At 43.5% G+C, this 17,454-nt stretch carries 23 protein-coding genes and 1 pseudogene; 13 read left to right on the top strand and 11 right to left on the bottom strand.

The window, feature by feature from the left end; all coding sequences use genetic code 11:
• The first annotated feature begins 55 nt into the window (after positions 1–55).
• From B9Y67_RS12025 to B9Y67_RS12000, 6 genes are all read left to right on the top strand, one after another.
• Positions 56–307 (top strand): DUF2249 domain-containing protein, encoded by a 252-nt coding sequence (locus tag B9Y67_RS12025; protein WP_085506953.1) that lies wholly within the window; start codon positions 56–58, stop codon positions 305–307.
• Positions 304–519 (top strand): DUF2249 domain-containing protein, encoded by a 216-nt coding sequence (locus B9Y67_RS12020; protein ID WP_085506952.1) that lies wholly within the window; start codon positions 304–306, stop codon positions 517–519. Before B9Y67_RS12025 ends, B9Y67_RS12020 begins: the two co-directional genes overlap by 4 nt.
• Positions 520–532: 13 nt before the next feature.
• Complete coding sequence (locus B9Y67_RS12015; protein WP_139823857.1) at positions 533–1,774, top strand: hypothetical protein; 1,242 nt, start codon at positions 533–535, stop codon at positions 1,772–1,774.
• A gap of 17 nt (positions 1,775–1,791) precedes the next feature.
• A complete protein-coding gene (locus B9Y67_RS12010; RefSeq protein ID WP_085506950.1) occupies positions 1,792–2,088 on the top strand; it encodes a metal-sulfur cluster assembly factor in 297 nt (98 codons plus the stop codon).
• A gap of 196 nt (positions 2,089–2,284) precedes the next feature.
• Positions 2,285–2,593, top strand: coding sequence for a transposase (locus tag B9Y67_RS12005; RefSeq protein ID WP_085505303.1), 309 nt, complete (start codon positions 2,285–2,287; stop codon positions 2,591–2,593).
• On the top strand, positions 2,551–3,501 hold the full coding sequence (locus tag B9Y67_RS12000; protein ID WP_139823724.1) for an IS3 family transposase: 951 nt from the start codon (positions 2,551–2,553) through the stop codon (positions 3,499–3,501). Before B9Y67_RS12005 ends, B9Y67_RS12000 begins: the two co-directional genes overlap by 43 nt.
• Positions 3,502–3,737: 236 nt before the next feature.
• Here the strand turns inward: B9Y67_RS12000 and moaD are convergent, their stop codons facing one another.
• The 5 genes from moaD to B9Y67_RS11975 form a co-directional block, all read right to left on the bottom strand.
• The gene (gene moaD, locus B9Y67_RS11995; RefSeq protein ID WP_085506949.1) at positions 3,738–3,971 is read right to left on the bottom strand and encodes a molybdopterin converting factor subunit 1; all 234 of its coding nucleotides are present in this window, start codon (positions 3,969–3,971) and stop codon (positions 3,738–3,740) included.
• Positions 3,968–4,435, bottom strand: a complete 468-nt coding sequence (locus B9Y67_RS11990) for a molybdenum cofactor biosynthesis protein MoaE (RefSeq protein WP_085506948.1) — start codon at positions 4,433–4,435, stop codon at positions 3,968–3,970. Before B9Y67_RS11990 ends, moaD begins: the two co-directional genes overlap by 4 nt.
• Positions 4,436–4,438: 3 nt before the next feature.
• Positions 4,439–4,963, bottom strand: a complete 525-nt coding sequence (gene mobB / locus B9Y67_RS11985; RefSeq protein WP_085506947.1) for a molybdopterin-guanine dinucleotide biosynthesis protein B — start codon at positions 4,961–4,963, stop codon at positions 4,439–4,441.
• Between the two features lie 123 nt (positions 4,964–5,086).
• Positions 5,087–5,398 carry a metal-sulfur cluster assembly factor gene (locus tag B9Y67_RS11980; RefSeq protein WP_062444343.1) on the bottom strand — a complete coding sequence of 104 codons (312 nt, stop codon included), beginning with the start codon at positions 5,396–5,398 and terminating at the stop codon, positions 5,087–5,089.
• A gap of 75 nt (positions 5,399–5,473) precedes the next feature.
• A complete protein-coding gene (locus tag B9Y67_RS11975) occupies positions 5,474–6,283 on the bottom strand; it encodes a prolyl oligopeptidase family serine peptidase (protein ID WP_369668756.1) in 810 nt (269 codons plus the stop codon).
• Positions 6,284–6,411: 128 nt separating this feature from the next.
• On the opposite strand from B9Y67_RS11975, the gene B9Y67_RS11970 reads away from it, so the two are divergent.
• The 3 genes from B9Y67_RS11970 (at position 6,412) to B9Y67_RS11965 (ending at position 7,752) form a co-directional block, all read left to right on the top strand.
• On the top strand, positions 6,412–7,245 hold the full coding sequence (locus B9Y67_RS11970; RefSeq protein WP_085506946.1) for a Cof-type HAD-IIB family hydrolase: 834 nt from the start codon (positions 6,412–6,414) through the stop codon (positions 7,243–7,245).
• Positions 7,246–7,346: 101 nt separating this feature from the next.
• Positions 7,347–7,496, top strand: coding sequence for a hypothetical protein (locus tag B9Y67_RS20710; protein WP_166761337.1), 150 nt, complete (start codon positions 7,347–7,349; stop codon positions 7,494–7,496).
• 1 nt (position 7,497) lies between these two features.
• Positions 7,498–7,752: a DUF3813 family protein gene (locus B9Y67_RS11965; RefSeq protein WP_369668755.1), complete on the top strand. Its 255-nt coding sequence runs from the start codon at positions 7,498–7,500 to the stop codon at positions 7,750–7,752.
• Between the two features lie 59 nt (positions 7,753–7,811).
• Here B9Y67_RS11965 and B9Y67_RS11960 read toward each other — a convergent pair whose 3' ends face one another.
• Positions 7,812–8,450 (bottom strand): SDR family oxidoreductase, encoded by a 639-nt coding sequence (locus tag B9Y67_RS11960; protein ID WP_085506945.1) that lies wholly within the window; start codon positions 8,448–8,450, stop codon positions 7,812–7,814.
• A 75-nt stretch (positions 8,451–8,525) separates the two neighbouring features.
• The gene (locus B9Y67_RS11955; protein ID WP_085506944.1) at positions 8,526–8,948 is read right to left on the bottom strand and encodes a hypothetical protein; all 423 of its coding nucleotides are present in this window, start codon (positions 8,946–8,948) and stop codon (positions 8,526–8,528) included.
• A 144-nt stretch (positions 8,949–9,092) separates the two neighbouring features.
• Between B9Y67_RS11955 and B9Y67_RS11950 the strand changes: the two genes are divergently transcribed.
• On the top strand, positions 9,093–9,356 hold the full coding sequence (locus tag B9Y67_RS11950) for a NifU N-terminal domain-containing protein (protein WP_085509167.1): 264 nt from the start codon (positions 9,093–9,095) through the stop codon (positions 9,354–9,356).
• A gap of 155 nt (positions 9,357–9,511) precedes the next feature.
• Here B9Y67_RS11950 and B9Y67_RS11945 read toward each other — a convergent pair whose 3' ends face one another.
• Together B9Y67_RS11945 and B9Y67_RS11940 are read right to left on the bottom strand one after the other, a co-directional pair.
• A complete protein-coding gene (locus tag B9Y67_RS11945) occupies positions 9,512–10,411 on the bottom strand; it encodes a BsuPI-related putative proteinase inhibitor (protein ID WP_085506943.1) in 900 nt (299 codons plus the stop codon).
• A 66-nt stretch (positions 10,412–10,477) separates the two neighbouring features.
• Positions 10,478–11,329, bottom strand: a complete 852-nt coding sequence (locus B9Y67_RS11940; RefSeq protein ID WP_085506942.1) for a YitT family protein — start codon at positions 11,327–11,329, stop codon at positions 10,478–10,480.
• A 317-nt stretch (positions 11,330–11,646) separates the two neighbouring features.
• Between B9Y67_RS11940 and B9Y67_RS11935 the strand changes: the two genes are divergently transcribed.
• The 3 genes and pseudogenes from B9Y67_RS11935 to B9Y67_RS11925 all read left to right on the top strand — a co-directional run bounded on the left by B9Y67_RS11935 (position 11,647) and on the right by B9Y67_RS11925 (position 15,474).
• Positions 11,647–12,507, top strand: a complete 861-nt coding sequence (locus B9Y67_RS11935; RefSeq protein ID WP_085506941.1) for a DegV family protein — start codon at positions 11,647–11,649, stop codon at positions 12,505–12,507.
• A gap of 309 nt (positions 12,508–12,816) precedes the next feature.
• Positions 12,817–14,482 (top strand): annotated as a pseudogene (locus B9Y67_RS11930) (CoA-disulfide reductase).
• A 98-nt stretch (positions 14,483–14,580) separates the two neighbouring features.
• Positions 14,581–15,474, top strand: a complete 894-nt coding sequence (locus B9Y67_RS11925; protein ID WP_085506940.1) for a DUF4349 domain-containing protein — start codon at positions 14,581–14,583, stop codon at positions 15,472–15,474.
• Positions 15,475–15,573: 99 nt separating this feature from the next.
• On the opposite strand, the gene B9Y67_RS11920 is transcribed toward B9Y67_RS11925, so the two are convergent.
• Both B9Y67_RS11920 and B9Y67_RS11915 read right to left on the bottom strand, forming a co-directional pair.
• Positions 15,574–16,431 carry a GNAT family N-acetyltransferase gene (locus tag B9Y67_RS11920; protein WP_176223988.1) on the bottom strand — a complete coding sequence of 286 codons (858 nt, stop codon included), beginning with the start codon at positions 16,429–16,431 and terminating at the stop codon, positions 15,574–15,576.
• Between the two features lie 61 nt (positions 16,432–16,492).
• Entirely contained in the window at positions 16,493–17,428 is a 936-nt protein-coding gene (locus tag B9Y67_RS11915; RefSeq protein ID WP_254901791.1) for a DMT family transporter, read from the bottom strand.
• Between the last annotated feature and the right edge of the window lie 26 nt (positions 17,429–17,454).

The following is a 17,454-nucleotide window of genomic DNA, read 5'->3' as shown; positions in this document are numbered from 1 at the left end:
TGATTAATTGAAAATGATTATCATGTAGGTATCAAGTGAAGATGAGGTGATCGTAATGGAAGAACAAGCTGCTATCGTAGAGCTGGACGTACGCGAAGATTTAAAATTGAAGAATGATCCGTTCCATAAAATCATGAATGCGGTAAAGGGACTGAAAGAGGGAGAGGCATTGCTTCTCCACGCCCCGTTCAAGCCTATACCACTTTTGAAAGTAATGGCCAAAAAAGGCTACGACCACCATTTAGAACAAATCGAGCCGAAACATTGGCAAGTCACGTTCTATAAACGAGCAGGTGAGGTGCAATGATTCTCGATAACCGTGGATTAGAACCCCCCCAGCCAATGATGCGGACACTCTCTGCTTTGGAAGACCTGACCACCAAGGAAGCGCTTGTCATCATCAATGACCGCCGTCCGATGTTCTTATTCGCGGAACTAGATGAACTCGGCCACCATTATGAAACGGAGGAGCAAGAAGACGGAAGCTTCCGGATAACCATAACGAAATCTGGTGAATGATATGATCCCTCAAATGCAAACGCAGACCAAAACCGAAACGAATATCAAGTTGCCGCTCGCCTTCATCCTGTTCGGACTTGTCTCATTCGCACTTGCCCAGTCGCTGCTCTGGATGAATACCTCTGCTCTGAGCAATGGTATTTTCCGGATGCCGGACTTATGGATGGCTGCCCACTTTTTGTTGCTTGGCTGGGCAGTGATGGTCGTAATGGGTGCCATGTATCAGCTGGTGCCTGTAGCCTTTTTGACACCGATTTGGAATGAAAAGTTTGGATTTCTCCAATTTTTTGTTACTGCAATTGGTGTAGCCGGACTGTCTATTGCCCTTTCGGTAAGGCCTGGTGTCGCGATTTTCGCCGGGGTTCTAACCGTCATCGGCATTCTGATGTTTCTCTTCCAAATTGCCATGACGCTCCTTAAGCAGGAAAAAGTAAATGTTATGACCTGGTTTGTCGGAAGTGCCCTGGTATTTTTCTTATTGACGATCGTTGCCGGACTGACGCTGACATGGAACCTGGCGTTCGGAACAATCAGAAATTATGATGCCTTTTTCAAATCTCATTTGATTTTCGGCCTGACCGGCTGGTTTACGCTGTTGATTTTCGGCTTCTCCTATAAAATGGTACCAATGTTCAGCTTGTCTCACGGATTTTCAATGAAATGGGCAAAACCAGCTCTTGGCAGTTATGTAAGTGGACTTATTGTTTTGGTTGTTGCCGTATGGATTGGGACCTGGCCTTTTACCATTATTGGCTGGGGTCTATTATGGCTAGGCTTTACCGGTTATGCGCTTGATATGAAAGAAATCATAAAGAAACGAATCAAGAAAAAGCTTGATCAGCCATTCATTTTTTCCTTAATTGCCATCGGATTTGGCTGGCTGCTGCATACCACTGCCCTGCTGATGAACGTTTTACAAGTAACCAATGCTACCGTGTGGAGCTGGCTCGTTTACTTATATATTATGATTTGGATCATTTTCAGCATCATGGGTTACTTGTATAAAATTGTCCCCTTCTTATGGTGGACCCATAAATATTCCGGCAGTGTTGGTAAAAAAGAAGTCCCAACCTTGAAAGCGATGACCCAGGAAAAATGGGGTACCATCCTGTTTACAACGATGACCTTTGGTGTGATCGGACTAGCGGTCACCGCTATGATTGGCCTCCCTGTGCTTACTTTTACTTCCCAGGGAATTTTGACCATAGCCTCTGCCTTATATGTAATTTCAATTGCCCGGGTATTGACTAGATAATCAAGGAGTGATTTCCAATGGAAATGACAAAACAAGTGGAAGAAGCATTGTATCAGGTGATTGATCCGGAACTTGGCATCAATATCGTTGATCTCGGCCTGGTTTACCAAATAAATGTGAATGAAACGAACGATGTTCACGTCCAGATGACGCTGACCACCCCGGGCTGTCCCCTTCATGATAGTATCGTAAGTGGAGCTGAAGCGATGATTTACGGGATTGATGAAGTCAATGATGTCCACGTCGAATTGGTCTGGCATCCAGCCTGGTCGCCAGAGAAAATGAGCAGCCGCGCGAAAGAAATGTTAATGTAGCAAAAAAGCTCAGCTCCCTTGGTACGGGGCTGAGCTTTTTATACGGCCGTGGGTTGTCTCTATTGCAGCTGTCTTGTCACTCTTTTTTCCGATATTGTCTCTCTTTTTTAAAAAATTTGGAACTAGTATAGAAAGTGGACACAGGTAGTGAGCCATGTTTTAATCGACCTAAAGCTTAAATTAAGGACGTGTTCACTTGACTAAAAAAATGAAGAGTTACAGTTCGGAATTTAAAGAGTATGTAGCTAAAATGATTGTCCTAGACGGACATAAAATGACTGATATTTGCAACAAGCTCAATTTACCTTACGGTACCGTTAAGCGGTGGGTAGGGAGCTATCGTGACAAGCAGAAGAACGCAGAAAAAGAGGAACAAAACCAGCTATTAACGGCCTCTGAGTACAAAGAGATGTATGAAAAAGAACGGCAAGAGAAGCTTGAAGCTCAGGAGGAAGCCGAAATATTAAAAAAGGCAATGCACATCTTCACGCAAGAAAAAGAGTAAAGTTCGAGTTCATTTATGAACATCGTACAGAACACACCGTATCGAAGATGTGCGAAGTTCTTGGTGTGTCTACATCCGGCTATTATGCTTACCTCCACAGGTTAGAGCGGCCAGAAACAGAGCGGGAAGCATTCAATCGTTATTTAGATGAGCGAATTCTATTTCACTATCACGATAATCATGGGTGTTACGGCAGCCCTCGTATTCATAAAAAAATCCGGGATGAGGATGGACTATCGGTTTCCTTGAAGAAAGTGACTAACCGTATGAGAGAGTTAGAACTGTATGCAGTGCCACCAAAGAAATTTGTAGCGACTACCGATTCGAAACATGCCAATCAAACTTTTCCTAACCATTTGAAACGAGAGTTTCAACCAGAAGCTCCGAACAAGGTCTGGGCTACAGATATTACCTATATTCATACTGGTGAAGGATTCTTGTATCTAAATCCTGTCATGGACCTGTATTCTCGCCGTATTATCAGTTTTCGTATTGACGACCATATGAAACAATCGCTATCTCTACATGCCTTAGAAGAAGCTATCTCCCTTCGGGAGCCAGAAGCAGGATGGATCCATCATTCAGATCAAGGATCCCAATACTGTTCCAGGGCTTATGTAGAAACCCTTGAAGAAGCCCAAGCTACAATAAGCATGAGTCGGAAAGGCACACCCTATGATAACGCCTGTGTCGAAAGTTTCTTTGCCTCATTAAAAAAGGAGTACTTGTATAAATACGTATTCCCTACAAAAGCTGAAGCTATTTTAGCTGTTCAATTTTATATTAAATTTTATAACCAGAAGCGTATGCATTCCTTCTTGGATGATAAGAGCCCTATTGAAAAAGAAAAGGCCTATTATTCGGGCCAAAGTCAGAAGCTCGCTTCAGAACAAACTCCCTCTGCATAAAGGGTAGGATCGGTTTTGGTATCCTTCCCTTTATGCGGAGGCATCCAAGTGTTTCGGAAGAAAACACGCGGAAGAAAAAGTGGCCCGCTGAGTGATCTATTTTTGTCCACTTTATTGACAGAATTCCAAATTGTCTCTCTTATTTGCGAAAAAGTCTCTCATCCAGCGCCATACAGCGCATATATAGAACGATTTGTTTCTCATACAAAGGAATTGTCTCTCTTAACGTCAGGAAATCATCCCCCGCTGACCGGCGGAATAAAGGCAATCGTGTCTCCTTCTTTTACGACAAAGTCACCATTAGCATACTCTTCATTTACGGCTGCCATCGACGTATCGATTTCGTCCAGCTGATAGCTGTCTTTCAGCATTCCCTTCACTTCTGCGATGCTTTTATTGACCGCCTCCAGCTGTAATTCTGCTTTCCCTGCTTTTTCCTGCAGTCCTGCAAACAACAGAATTTTATTCATGTCAGATCCTCCTCGTCTGGTTGTCCTTTCGGATAAGCTTTTTGTTCTTTCTGATCGCCGATCCACTCTTCTCCGTTTTCCCAGTGTTCTTTTTTCCAAATGGGCACGATTTCTTTAATGCGCTCGATCGCGTAGCGACTCGCGTCATAGGAGTCAGCGCGATGTGGCGTGGATACCGCAATGACGACGGCAATATCCGTAATATCCAGCCGGCCGATCCGGTGTGCGATTGCAGTGTCAGCGTCCGGCCATTTTTCTTTGATCTCTTCACCGATTTGGGCTAGCTTCTTTTCTGCCATCGGTACATATGCCTGATACTCTAATAATAGCGTTCGCTTACCCTTGGTGAATTCACGGACCGTTCCAATGAATGTATTAATAGCACCCGCTTCTCTTCTGGTGACGAGATCGACAACTTCCTGTATATCCAAGGCTTTCTCTGAAATCCAAAACTTATTGCTCACGACTTACACCTCTTTGCACAAATATATCAATTCACCCAAATGCTCTTCAATCGTTTCGATATAAAATACCGGTACATCAACAGATGGCTCCATATCTTTCTCCCAGCAGACGACAGCACGGATATTGGCAATCTGATGAACCAGTTCGAAATCTTCTTTTGTTCGGGCCATCAGGATTTTTGGATATACTTCCCGCTTGTACCCTTCGATTAACAGCAAATTCGGTGAAAAGTTCTCATAAATGTTAATGAGCTGCTTGAGGGAAACGTCCAAACCTTTTCCGAATTCAAGCTGTAAGGAGCCGCCTCCTTCTACACCAGTCAAAAATGCCCCGGATTCCTGATGCTGAAAACTATCCGTTCCTGCATGCATCGGCTCTAAACTGTCCGAATGCCCGTGATGTTTTAATGACGCTGTTCTTAGCCCCTGTTCCGAAGCATAACGAATCAGGCGATTCATCATCGTTGTTTTCCCGCTGTTTTTATATCCGATCACTTGAATGATCGGAAAAGATTGATAGTCCGGCATAAGCTTCCCTCCACTCTATGTATATTGTAAAGCTTTTTTCCAAATAAAGCTGTGACAGATTCTTTAAACATCCTGGGTAGTCAAAAGGCTCTGCCGTTATTGGCAGAGCCTCTCAAGAAGTAATCAATCTGGAATTCCTAGTGCGATTTTCGCGTAGCGACTCATCTTGTCCTTTGTCCAAGGAGGATTCCATACAATATTTACGTTGACTTCCTCTACTTCTGGAATATCGGCAAGTGCGCGTCTTACATCCTGTTCAATGACTCCAGCTAATGGGCAGCCCATCGCTGTCAATGTCATGGTCACTGTGCATGTGTTATTCTCGTCTACATCTACACCATATACAAGTCCAAGATTGACGATATCTATCCCAAGTTCAGGGTCAATGACGTTTTCAAGTGCGCCCATAAGATTTTCTTCTAATGCTTTATCCACGAATCTTTCCCCCTTCCTGAATGTTCATTCCTATTATAAACAAAATTCCACTGGGATTAAAATGATTCCTATCACTTATTCTTGATTAAATTGATGATCCATCCAATCGACCATTTCCAAAATTGCGAACCGGGTAACTTTATGATCTTTTCCAATCTCCCGTAAAAACCGGATATTTTCCGGATTTTTATAATGCTGGATCGCTTCATTATAGAAATCATAGGAATGTTCAAATGGTACGACAGGGTCAGCATCTCCATGCCAGAAGAAAATCGGCCGGCCATGAAGTTTTTCCATTTGCCTGGAAAGATCAATCTCGGCTAAAGAACTCATCAGTTCGTCAACCTCTTCAGCAGTGATCGGCATTTCGACACCCATATTACGGACATCCGCCAGCATCTTTTCCGCAAATTCTACTGGTTTTGGTGAGCCCATCATAACGGCAGCACCATCCACCCAAGGAAATTGCGTCAACGCCGCCGCTGTTGTTACTCCGCCCATGCTTGTTCCAGCTACGACGAACCGTTTCCCTTTCGTCCATCCTTTTTCATCGATTGCAGTTTTAATCGTTTTTAATTCGTCCAGATTGGCCAGGACAATGTCCCAGAATTTGAATTGGAGTTCTTCCTGCGTTTGATCTACTTCTCTTTCGCCGTGATACATGCTGTCTGGAAGCAGGACACGGAAACCTTTCCGTGCTAACAGATAAGCTTGCGCAAGGTTATGTTCTTTTGCAGAAGTAAAACCATGGAAGTATGTAACTACTGGAAGCGGCTGGTTGTATTTTTCAGCTTCAACAATTACTAATACCGGGATTTCTTCAATAAATTCTCGATAGACCGTTACCATATCTCTTTGTCCCTTCTTTTCAAAAACTTTACGCAATTTTAAAATCATCCTAATATTACCATCATATAATCAAATCGTAACATGGGTATACAGATTTTGAAAGCAGTATCACTTTCCAAATCAAAGGAAAACCGATACACTATAGAACAACGAGGTGAAAAGATATGAGTAAACAACAGCATTTGATTGCATTGGACTTAGACGGTACATTACTGACCGATGAAAAAACAATCAGTGACCGAACTAAACGGGCGGTACTGAAAGCGAAAGAGGAAGGCCACGTAGTCGTCATCGCTACCGGAAGGCCGCATCGGGCCAGCATCGACTACTATCATGAACTCGGCCTGGGTACTCCGATGGTAAATTTCAACGGGGCGTTAATCCACCATCCGAAAGACCATCAATGGGATGCGCTCCACTCCCCGCTTCCGATCCGGACAGCAAAAAGCATTATCCATGACTGCTATGAGCTGGAAGTAAGAAACCTGCTGGCCGAGATCAAGGATGATGTCTATCTGGATCAGCATGATGAGGAAGTCATGGAACTTTTCCATGCGACCGGGGATACAAACCCAGTAACTGTAGGAAACTTAAAACATCAACTGAAAGAAGACCCTACTTCGTTACTTATTTATCCCCATGAACATCAGATTCCATCCTTGCGTCAAGGGCTGGAAGATAATCATGCCGAAATGATTGAACATCGAAAATGGGGAGCACCTTACCATGTTATTGAAATCGTCCGTAAAGGATTGAACAAAGCGGTCGGTCTAGATAAAATAAGTCGCTATTATCATATCCCGAAAGACCGGATCATTGCCTTCGGGGATGAGGACAACGATTTAGAAATGATTGATTATGCCGGTGTGGGCGTTGCGATGAAGAATGGAATTGATGAATTGAAAAGCATTGCCAAACACGTCACCCATTCGAACATGGAAGATGGCATCGGCAGCTTCCTGGAAGATTATTTAAAATTGAACACAAAAGCCATCTAACCCATATTTTGTCGAGGTATAAGAAAACCTATACGAGCCATAATAAGCTTGAGCGTTTTGAAAAAAACGTTCAGGCTTTTTTAATTCGGGAGGGTCTTGTTATGGCAAAGAACAACAAATCCAAACGATTTGTACAACAGGGTTCAGATGCTGTGAAGAAGCATGATGAACGGTTTCCTTATCGGGAACGCTTTTCAGACGTCGAACGAAAACGTGAAGAAGCTGACCGTCATACTGTAGGAGGTTTTTAGGATGGACAACAAGCAAAATAATAATAATATGATGCAGAATGCCATGAATGCAGCCAACCAGGGCGGCAACAACCTAATGCAGACTGCTAAAAATGCCGTCAACCGTATCACCAACGCAGGTCGCGGCCAATTCAACGAGCAGGAAAAGCAGGCGGCTCAACAGGCCATTCAGTCCGCTTATGCTGATAGTACTCCTGAAGAAAAGCAGCAGCTTCAGCAGCTTGAAGAGCAGTTACGACGCCATAACGAGCTGTAATTTATCACCCGCAACAAAAGAAGGCTGATCCAGTCACCTGGGTCAGCCTTTTGTCGTGTTTATTCTAATGTTTTCAACGCGTCTTCGATCTGCGTATCGCCTTCTACCATTTCAAATGTTTTACGGTAAGCATTAGCCTCTTCCAGGCAGGCAATCATTGTCTTTGCAACATCTGCACGTGCTACAGACCCGCGATCAACAGATTTTCCTACTTTGATTTTGCTCGTGCCCTCTTCATGAGTCAAGGCTCCCGGACGAACAATCGTGTAATCAAGCTCCGTGCTGCGTAAGTATTCGTCCGCTTCCCCTTTCATTTTCAAATAATACTCCAATTTCTCCGGTCCTTCTTCCGGATTGTCCGCTTTCATTGCGCTTAGCATAATGAACTTTGGTGCTCTGCCAAGCTTTTCGGTCTCTTTGATCAGGTTGATCGCGCCATCACGATCCACATCTTTCGTTTTTTCGGGTGGTGTGCTTGATCCGGAACCTGCCGCAAAAATCACAGCGTCCTTTCCTTTCACAGCATGCCCGACGTCACTCTCTAGATCAGCAAGAACCGGGATTCCTCCCAATCCTTCCATGTCCTCTTTCTGCTCTTCTTTTCGTACCATGGCATACGCCTCATGTCCGGCAGCATCCAAATACTGTACCAGTAGTCGACCAGTATGCCCGTTCGCTCCAGCTACAAGTACCTTCATTCTATCCGCTCCTTGTCTACAAAAATTCTTTGCATATTTCATGTATCACTCAGGCGCCTGTTTCAAACATGAATATCAGCTGTCCCGATAGGTCAGCTTCATGACAACTGCGTATAATCCATGACCGGCAGACCAGAAAAAAATTGCGGAAATGCTGTCAATAGCCGGTGTTTCCTTGACCGCTAATGCAGTAAGAGGGAAATAAGTCAGGCCTGCCAGGGTTGCCAGAGTCAATGCCAGTGACCATTGATGGGAATGACTATCTATCATGGAATTTCGCAATAAAAAGACAAAAACCATCCCTATTCCCCAGGAAATAATCAAATGGAAAAGCCATTCGACATAGACAGGCCAGTCAAACTTACCGATCCATGGTATGAAATCGACATTCATTAATAATGTATACACTTTAACACCGGTCGCTTTCTCCACTATCCAGAGGAAAATTCCAATGGCGAGACCGGCCGTAGTTCCTACCCATAATCCGTTCCGGTACATGATCCTCTCCCTTTCGTACCTGATTCCATATGTAACTTATTTTACCATTCCTATTATAGTGTTAACTCGGGTAAAAGAGAATCTTTTGTGAAACCGTAGATTTTTGATAAAATAAGAGCAGATGTATTGAGGAGGTTTTTAATGATGAGTGTAAAAGTAGAAGCAACACCGAATCCGAATGCAATGAAATTCACAACCGATTCCATGATTTTCAGCGGTGACGGAAGTGTATCTGTCATGGCGGGTCAGACAAGTGAACATGAAATATTGAACGATTTAATGGAAGTGGAAGGCGTGGATAACGTTTTCGGTTTCCAGAATTTCATTACCGTCAATAAGAAGTTCGATGCAGAATGGGACAACCTCACTCCAAAAATCGAAGAAGTATTCCAAAAGCATAACTACTAAAGTCATCACTAATCGAGTATAAAATCCTAACGGATTTTATACTCTTTTTTTACCTCTAAATAGATAACGAAATGAGTATTATTGAAATAGAAAAAGCTTAGAGATGTTGTTTTCTCTAAGCTTTTTTGTGTGTTATATAGATGTATATTTGACAATCAACCTTGGAACTGTTCCAGGGGTATATAGTTCACGTTGGTCGGATTGCCACTCTTCGGATCGATTTCAAATAGGGTCAATGTCAGCGCTCCATATTCCGGTACCTGATCTTCGCTTAGTTCAATTTCAAGCTCGAAGGATGACCAGGACGGAGCTGCTTCATCGACTTCATGTGTCGTGTTTTCAATCAACATATTATGCCCGTCTTCGACATTGTATATAAACGACCCTTCAAATACTTTCGCTTCTCCAGTAATGATATAAGATCCATTCTCTCCTGAAACTTCAATGTTTCGGAACGCTTCTCCTTCTGCTGGAGCTTCAGAAGCTTCATCTTCCTGGGCAGGAGGATTGTCACCTTCCACAGTAAAAGCTCTTGACACTTGGAATGGTTTCGACTCGAGTGTCTGGCTGTTGACCGAATTGGCTTCAATCGAAATCGCGGCATTATAATCGCCAGGTCCTACTCCATCCGACCACTCTTCTTCAAAGCTTAAACTGTCCCCTGGCTCTAAAGTTTTCGTTTCCAGGGCCTGAGTGAACATCTGACCTTCCGAGAAGCGGTATACTTCTTCATCGGCATCATTTTTAACGACAATTTCATACTTTTGTCCAGAGGTGAAACCAAGTTCATAAGCTTCATCTCCCTGGTTTTCTATAGAAAACTGGAAGAGCACCTTGTCTTTTTCTGGTTTGATTTCCGAATGCATAGCAAGATCATTAACCGCTTTTTTGATAACATTCTCACCCGCCTCTTCATTTTCACTATTTGTTTCTTCCTCTTTCATCGTTTCTTCGGCTTCTTCATTCCCAGAGTCCCCTTGGTTATCATCTACTCCACAGGCTGCTGAAAAAAGCAGTACCATCAGCCCGAAAAAAAGCATCCATCCCCTTTTCATATACCGTCACATCCTTTATTTATATCCGTTCATCTATATAGACGTTCCATCTTTCCAAAAGTTACATTATTTGTCGTCTTTTCGGAAAAATCCGAATATGCCTGTAGTTTGTACGATATTCGTGAACGCCTGTGGATCGACTTCATTAATGATGCCTTGCAGGTCATATAGTTCATATCGGGTAATGACCATCACAAGCATATTTTTATCCTGCTGGGTAAACGCCCCACGAGCCGGCAAGGTAGTGATGCCTCGTACCATTTTGGAATGGATCGCTTTTTCCAGCTCTGCAGCCTTGGTAGTAATGATCATGGCTGTAAGTTTCTCGTGACGGGTATGGATAGCGTCGATTACACGCGTTGTCACATATAACGTCAATAACGTATACAAAGCGTTTTCCGGTTCATACAGAATCCCGGCCATCGCGATGATGATACTGTTTAATATTAGAAAATAAATTCCGATCGGACGGTCTTTCATCCGTGATAATACCATCGCTACGATATCGAGCCCGCCAGTGGAAGCACCCCACTTCAATGTCAGCCCGACTCCGGCGCCCCCAAGCACTCCGCCGAAAACAGCATTCAGGATAATGTCCTCAGAAAGCTGTCTGACGGGTACAATACCAAGTGCAATCGTAGTGAAAGCAACTGACAATGCACTGTAGATCGTAAATCCTTTTCCTACTTTATACCACCCGAGGATAGCTACCGGAATATTCAGTAAGAACAGCAGCAAACCTGTACTTACCCCTGGTATCCCCAGAAAATCACCTAACACACTTGCTGTCAGCTGAGCGACACCTGTAAAACCGCTTGCGTAGACATTCGCTTCAATCAAGAATAAGTTCAGGGCAAACGCGTTTAAGATAGCGCCGAATATAACAACAACAATTCGCTTTAATTCAAATGAAAACATAAGGGCCTCCTTCCAAACACTCATCTAATTAAAATATTCAGGCTTTTCGTCAACTTTTACACCAAAAGCCTTCGTATCCCCTGCACTTTTAACCTTTTATAATAGCTAACTATACTATAAGTACAAAAAAGCGCTATTCTTTTTTTATCACCACGTTCCGCGAAAATCAAGCACCAATTCTCAGTTCCCCACTCTAGGAAAAAATAATCACAAAATACCCGCCATCCGTGCGAAATGTTTTGACAGTTTCCTATTATAGTCATAAACTTGAAACAAACAAGCTTAATTTATTCCTTATTATAAGAAGGTGAATGTTAATGGATGTTAAAATCATTGCTGATTCGGCAAGTGATTTGTCCCACGACCATTTCGAACGTTATAACATTGAAATGGTACCACTGAAAGTAACGTTGAATGAAGAGGAATATCTTGATGGTAAGACCATCACCCCGAAAAAAGTGTATGACGCAATGCGGGACGGGGCTGCACCAAAAACCTCTCAAGTCTCCCCACAGACCTTCCAGGAAGTTTTCACACGCTATGCGGAGACTGGCCAGCCATGCATTTATTTCGCTTTCTCTTCCGAATTATCCGGTACATATCAGACAGCAAAAATGATGGAAGATGAAGTGAAAACAGAGTACCCGGATTTTGAGTTGCATGTTGTTGATACCAAATGTGCTTCCTTAGGTTACGGACTTGTCGTACTGCGTGCCGCTGAACTGGCTGCGGAAGGTGCATCGGTACAGGAAATCCTTGATACTTGCACCTATCATGCCAAACATATGGAACACATTTTCACGGTCGATGACTTAGAATATTTATATCGTGGCGGGCGCGTCAGCAAGACAGCAGCTTTTGTCGGGACACTCTTGAAAATTAAGCCTTTGCTTCATGTAGAAGATGGTAAACTCATCCCACTGGAAAAAATCCGCGGTTCTAAAAAAGTCTTGAAGCGAATGGTGGAAGTCATGAAAGAACGTGGCGAAGACCTTTCCAACCAGCCAATTGCCATCAGCCACGGTGATGATCTGGAAAACGCAGAGCAATTGGCCATGATGATCCGTGACGAATTTGGCACCAAACAAATCCATATCGAGATGGTTGGCTCCGTGATCGGCGCCCATGCCGGACCGGGTACCATCGCTCTTTTCTTTCTCAACAAACCTTACAAATGAGTTTTCATCTCTCTCTTCATGTATTTCCATGCTGCCTCTTCCAAGAAGGAGGCAGCTTTTTTATGCTTTAAGGAAGTTTAACATTATTAAAAAATAGCCAGACTTTCGCCATAAGGACTTGGAGATGAGCAAGTTTTCTAATCCTTTTTATATTCATGCCCAACTTCTTCAATATTACCGAAAACCTTCCAATGTTCACTCATTCACAAATTTGTAACATAAACTGCTTGTTTACCTGTTGTAATTACCCCCTCCCCGTTATATCATACGGTTAGGGGTATTAATACAATGGTTAGGGAGGAAAATAAAATGTCTAAAAAGATTGTAATTGTTGGAGGAGTTGCTGGTGGTGCTACAGCCGCTGCCAGATTGAGAAGATTAGATGAGGAAAGCCAAATCATCTTAATTGAACGAGGAGAATATATTTCATTCGCAAACTGCGGCTTGCCATACTATATCGGAGGAACTATCGAAGAACGAAGTAAGCTGCTTGTTCAGACGGTCGATCGTATGGAAGCCCGCTTTAATATGGATATTCGCACTTCTGCAGAAGTTCAAAAAATTAATCGTGAAGAAAAACAAATTGAAATCAAAGATTTGAAAACTGGAGAAGTTTACCAGCAAAGCTATGATGATTTAATTCTATCTCCAGGAGCCAAGCCGATTGTGCCCCCACTTCCTGGATTGAAAGAAAGCACCTATTTTACATTAAGAAACATTCCGGATACAGACCGGATTAAAGCATATGTCGATGAAAAACAGCCGAAGCACGTAACGGTTATTGGTGGAGGATTCATTGGTCTTGAAATGGCTGAGAACCTTGCTGATCGTGGTGCTAAAGTAACTGTCGTAGAAAAAGGACCGCAAGTCATGGCACCAATCGACCCGGAAATGGCAGCTATCGTCCATGAACACCTTCGTGAAAAAGGCGTGGAATTGATCCTTGGCGATGGTATTGCATCTGTCAATAAAGGGGACATTGTGGCCCTCGAAAGCGGCAAGGTGATCGATACGGATATGATCGTCCTTTCCATCGGGGTTCAACCAGAAAGCACACTCGCCCATGATGCAGGTTTAGAACTTGGTGCCCGTAGGGGTATCGTCGTCAACGAGTATATGCAAACAAGCGATCCATCCATCTATGCGATCGGTGACGCGATCGAAGTTCAGGACTATATTACGAAAGAACCAGTGATGGTGCCACTTGCCTGGCCTGCTAATCGCCAGGGCCGGATTGTAGCGAACAACATCTATGGCCGAAAAGAAGCTTATCCTGGTACGTTGGGGACTTCTATTGTGAAAGTATTCGACTATACTGTTGCTGCCACTGGTGTTAACGAGAAGCGTCTGAAGAATCTTGGCTGGAAGTATGAAGCGATTCATATCCATCCTGCTTCCCATGCCGGATACTATCCAGGAGCTGAATCACTAGCCATGAAAATGCTGTTCAACCCTGAAAACGGCAAAATCTACGGTGCCCAAATCGTTGGAAAAGATGGCGTAGACAAACGGATTGACGTACTTGCCACGGCTATCAAAGGTGATTTGACTGTCCATGACTTGCCAGACTTGGAGCTTGCTTATGCACCTCCATTCTCTTCTGCAAAAGACCCGGTCAATATGCTTGGGTATGTTGCAGAGAACATTATCGATGGTGCTGTTGAAATCACCCACTGGGATGAAATCGAAAAAAAAAGTAAGCCAGGGCGATGTTGTACTGGACGTCCGGGATGCGAAAGAACTCGAACAAGGCTTCATTCCAGGGGCAATCAATATTCCATTACACGATCTGCGCCACCGTATGGAAGAGCTGCCTAAAGACAAACCAATCCATGTCAATTGCCAAGTCGGCCTGCGTGGTTACCTGGCAACCAAACTGCTTCGACTCAACGGGTTTGACGCACGTAACCTCGATGGCGGCTGGAAAACCTATTCCATTGCCAATGGAATTAAAAAAGAAACGCAATTAGTATAAGAGTAAACCCACCGCAGGCTTTCTGAAAAGAGAGCCTGCAGTTTTTTTGTAACATTTTTGTTACATCGAGCGACTAACCTGTTAAAGGGGGCGTTGTAATGAAAAAAATAGTTGGAATAGCCATTGGGGTGTTCCTTATACTGGGGGCATGCAGCAATATTGAAGACAGAAGCGAATCCAATGAAGGAATGGATATGGCTACAGAAGAAGATAGCTCTATGCCAGATACCGCTCAAAAAAATGATAGTCTATCTGAAGGAGAAATGACTTCAGACACAAACAATGTAATCGGAAATGTACAGGAGCAAATGATGGTCTACCATGCAGACGTCTCTCTCCGTACAAGAGATTATGATTCATTTTATGAGCAGCTGGAAAGTCATATCGACAAGCAAGAAGCTTATATTATCGAGGCTAACGTACACAAGATGGAACAAGGACAGCGGAGCGCCAATATCAGAATTCGCGTGCCGCAGGAAAACTTCCGCCCTTTTATCGATGACCTTGGCAGTTACAGTGACAATATTGGTTCCCGTAATATCTCCGGACGGGATGTGACCGAAGAATACGTCGATTTGGAATCACGCCTGAAAGCAAAAGAAAAAATAGAAGAGCGACTGCTCACGTTTATGGATGATGCCGAAAAGACGGAAGATCTCATTGAGATTTCACAAGACTTGGAGCGTGTGCAGGAAGAAATCGAAACCATCAAGGGAAAAATGAACTACCTGGAAAATCAAAGCGACTATTCTACCGTGAGCCTGTCCATAACTGAAACGAAAGTAAACGTTCCCGATTTGAAGGACCAGGACTTAAATACGTGGGAGAAAACGAAGCAGGCATTTGTCCAGTCACTGAATGGTCTGACACAAGCGATTTCCTGGATGGTCGTGGCACTGATCGGTTACTCCCCCATCCTTGTATTGCTCGCCATTCCGCTTATCTGGTGGCTTATACGCAGACGAAAGCGCCGTCCCACCAATCAGGACTAGTAAAAAGTGCAGTAAGCTCCAGTTAGTTGAAGTCTCTGTTTAAAGTTACATGGGTCCGTTACCGTGAGAGATGGATAGGGAAACGGACCTTTTAAAAAGCTAAATTAATGATTTTCTGTAATATCCTGTGGAGGTAGTCGCAACAAAACCAAGTTTGCGATATAACTGGTATGCACGTTCGTTTTTACTATCGACTTCCAGGGTTATTTTTTGATCAGACAACTGTTCTGATGCCTTAACCAGATGAACCATCAGCTCCCGGCCATAGCCAAAGCCTTGATGTTCAGGAAGCACGCAGACACCATAAATGGAGGAAGCTTCTTCCAAGAAGGCTGCCGCTCCCATCGTGACAGGGGTGTTATTCAAATAGCCAATGAACAAGTAATGGTTCGATTTGTTCAAAGCCAGGTTAATGAAAGTACGGGCATCTTCCCGAGGCAGACCGAATGCCCGCTCCTGAATCTCAGCTAGTATTTCTAAATCATTCTCTCCCGCACGCAGGATCTCCAAGTTACATGTCCCTTTTTCAAGATCGTCAGCTGTATACTCCATTTGGAACTCTGTATATTGATAAACAGCTTCCCTCTTTACTGCCACCGCCTTGCCAGAATGGGAATCTTCATTCAAGACATAAAGCAGTGATGGAATGTTATGTTTGTCCCAGGTTTCATAGACTTGCTTTTCCAAAATAGAAAAATATCCGTTTCTTCTATGTCCCGGATGAGTGATGCCCATCAGCTCTATTTCTTTTTTGGAAGGTATGAACGCTGTAACTACCGAAATTAGCTCTTCTTCATTATGCATTGTAAAGACCCATGGCAAGGAGGCATCGAAGTTCAGATTATCGGCAATATACATTTCATTTCTTATTCCATCATACTCTTTTATATTATTTTCTAATCTGCGTATCTCTTTTGCCAGTTGTTCATCAACATGTGTATGAGAAGTGATTTTCACTAGTAATTCCTCCACCCTGAACCCTTTACTATTATTATAACTCATTGAAAAACTGCTGGCTTTAATTTTCCAAATCGATCCCCTGCTCCAACTCTTTTTGCGATTTACCGAACTGAGTAGTCAGGATGACCCCACCAATAACAACGAGCGCCCCGACTATTTGCATTGGAGTAATCGATTCACCCAGCCAAAAATAGGCACCAACCATGGTTACAACAGGCAGGAAATTGAGAAAAACTGCTGACTTGGAGGCGCTTGTCAGTTCTACAGCGCGGTTGTACATGCTTAAGGCAATAAAAGATGGGAAAATTCCTAAATACAACAAACCGGTGATCTTAGATATATCCAAAGAGGGCATTCCAACCACCAGCCACTCTGTAAGGACAATAGGAAATAATACGACCACCGATACTCCTGTCATTACAAGCAGCGTTCCATAGGTCTGGAATAAGTGCATATACTGTTTCACCATGATCGAGTAGACAGCCCAGGTCAGGATGGCCCCTATCATGATGACATCCCCGATATTCCAATCTATCAAAGTCAGCTGTAAAATCCGACCGTCCATCACCACCCAGACAGCCCCTATCAGAGAAAGCACGATGCCCAGCCACTGAACGCCGGCCAGTTTTTCTTTTAAAAGAAACGCGCTTAATACAACCGTCGCAACGGGAATCACAGTTTCAAGAACAGAGACGTTTGTCGAAGAAGTAAATTGAAGCGCTCCGTAGATGAACGTATTGAAAAACGTAATCCCTGTCAGCGTGATAATAAGAAATGGCTTTTTATGTTCCATATAACTGTGCCGGTACTGAATCGCTCCACGTAATCCAATCGGCAAAATGACGATAAAGGCGACCGCCAGACGGAAAAAAGCGATGGTAAACGGCGGTAGTTCATTAATTGCCTTACCGACAAGGATATTACCTGAAAAGAATATAATAACGAATATAAGTAAGATATATGGATAAATAAGGCACCCCTCCCTTGCCTCCACCTATCCTATCACACCAGGAAATGGAT

Origin of the sequence: Thalassobacillus devorans (genome assembly GCF_900176565.1) — a bacterium.
Taxonomy (GTDB): Bacteria; Bacillota; Bacilli; order Bacillales; family Halobacillaceae; genus Thalassobacillus; species Thalassobacillus devorans_A.
Note: the sequence above shows the minus strand (reverse complement) of the source record. Positions and strands in the feature narration are given on the sequence as shown.

Coding starts and splice junctions, on each gene's coding strand:
- B9Y67_RS11965 (WP_369668755.1), top strand. CDS start 7,498: ATGGACAACAAGCAAAATAATAATAATATGATGCAGAATGCCATGAAT.
- B9Y67_RS11970 (WP_085506946.1), top strand. CDS start 6,412: ATGAGTAAACAACAGCATTTGATTGCATTGGACTTAGACGGTACATTA.
- B9Y67_RS12010 (WP_085506950.1), top strand. CDS start 1,792: ATGGAAATGACAAAACAAGTGGAAGAAGCATTGTATCAGGTGATTGAT.
- B9Y67_RS12015 (WP_139823857.1), top strand. CDS start 533: ATGCAAACGCAGACCAAAACCGAAACGAATATCAAGTTGCCGCTCGCC.
- B9Y67_RS11955 (WP_085506944.1), bottom strand. CDS start 8,948: ATGTACCGGAACGGATTATGGGTAGGAACTACGGCCGGTCTCGCCATT.
- B9Y67_RS11925 (WP_085506940.1), top strand. CDS start 14,581: ATGAAAAAAATAGTTGGAATAGCCATTGGGGTGTTCCTTATACTGGGG.
- B9Y67_RS11940 (WP_085506942.1), bottom strand. CDS start 11,329: ATGTTTTCATTTGAATTAAAGCGAATTGTTGTTGTTATATTCGGCGCT.
- B9Y67_RS11945 (WP_085506943.1), bottom strand. CDS start 10,411: ATGAAAAGGGGATGGATGCTTTTTTTCGGGCTGATGGTACTGCTTTTT.
- B9Y67_RS12020 (WP_085506952.1), top strand. CDS start 304: ATGATTCTCGATAACCGTGGATTAGAACCCCCCCAGCCAATGATGCGG.
- B9Y67_RS20710 (WP_166761337.1), top strand. CDS start 7,347: ATGGCAAAGAACAACAAATCCAAACGATTTGTACAACAGGGTTCAGAT.
- moaD (WP_085506949.1), bottom strand. CDS start 3,971: ATGAATAAAATTCTGTTGTTTGCAGGACTGCAGGAAAAAGCAGGGAAA.
- B9Y67_RS12025 (WP_085506953.1), top strand. CDS start 56: ATGGAAGAACAAGCTGCTATCGTAGAGCTGGACGTACGCGAAGATTTA.
- B9Y67_RS11950 (WP_085509167.1), top strand. CDS start 9,093: ATGAGTGTAAAAGTAGAAGCAACACCGAATCCGAATGCAATGAAATTC.
- B9Y67_RS11960 (WP_085506945.1), bottom strand. CDS start 8,450: ATGAAGGTACTTGTAGCTGGAGCGAACGGGCATACTGGTCGACTACTG.
- B9Y67_RS11935 (WP_085506941.1), top strand. CDS start 11,647: ATGGATGTTAAAATCATTGCTGATTCGGCAAGTGATTTGTCCCACGAC.
- mobB (WP_085506947.1), bottom strand. CDS start 4,963: ATGCCGGACTATCAATCTTTTCCGATCATTCAAGTGATCGGATATAAA.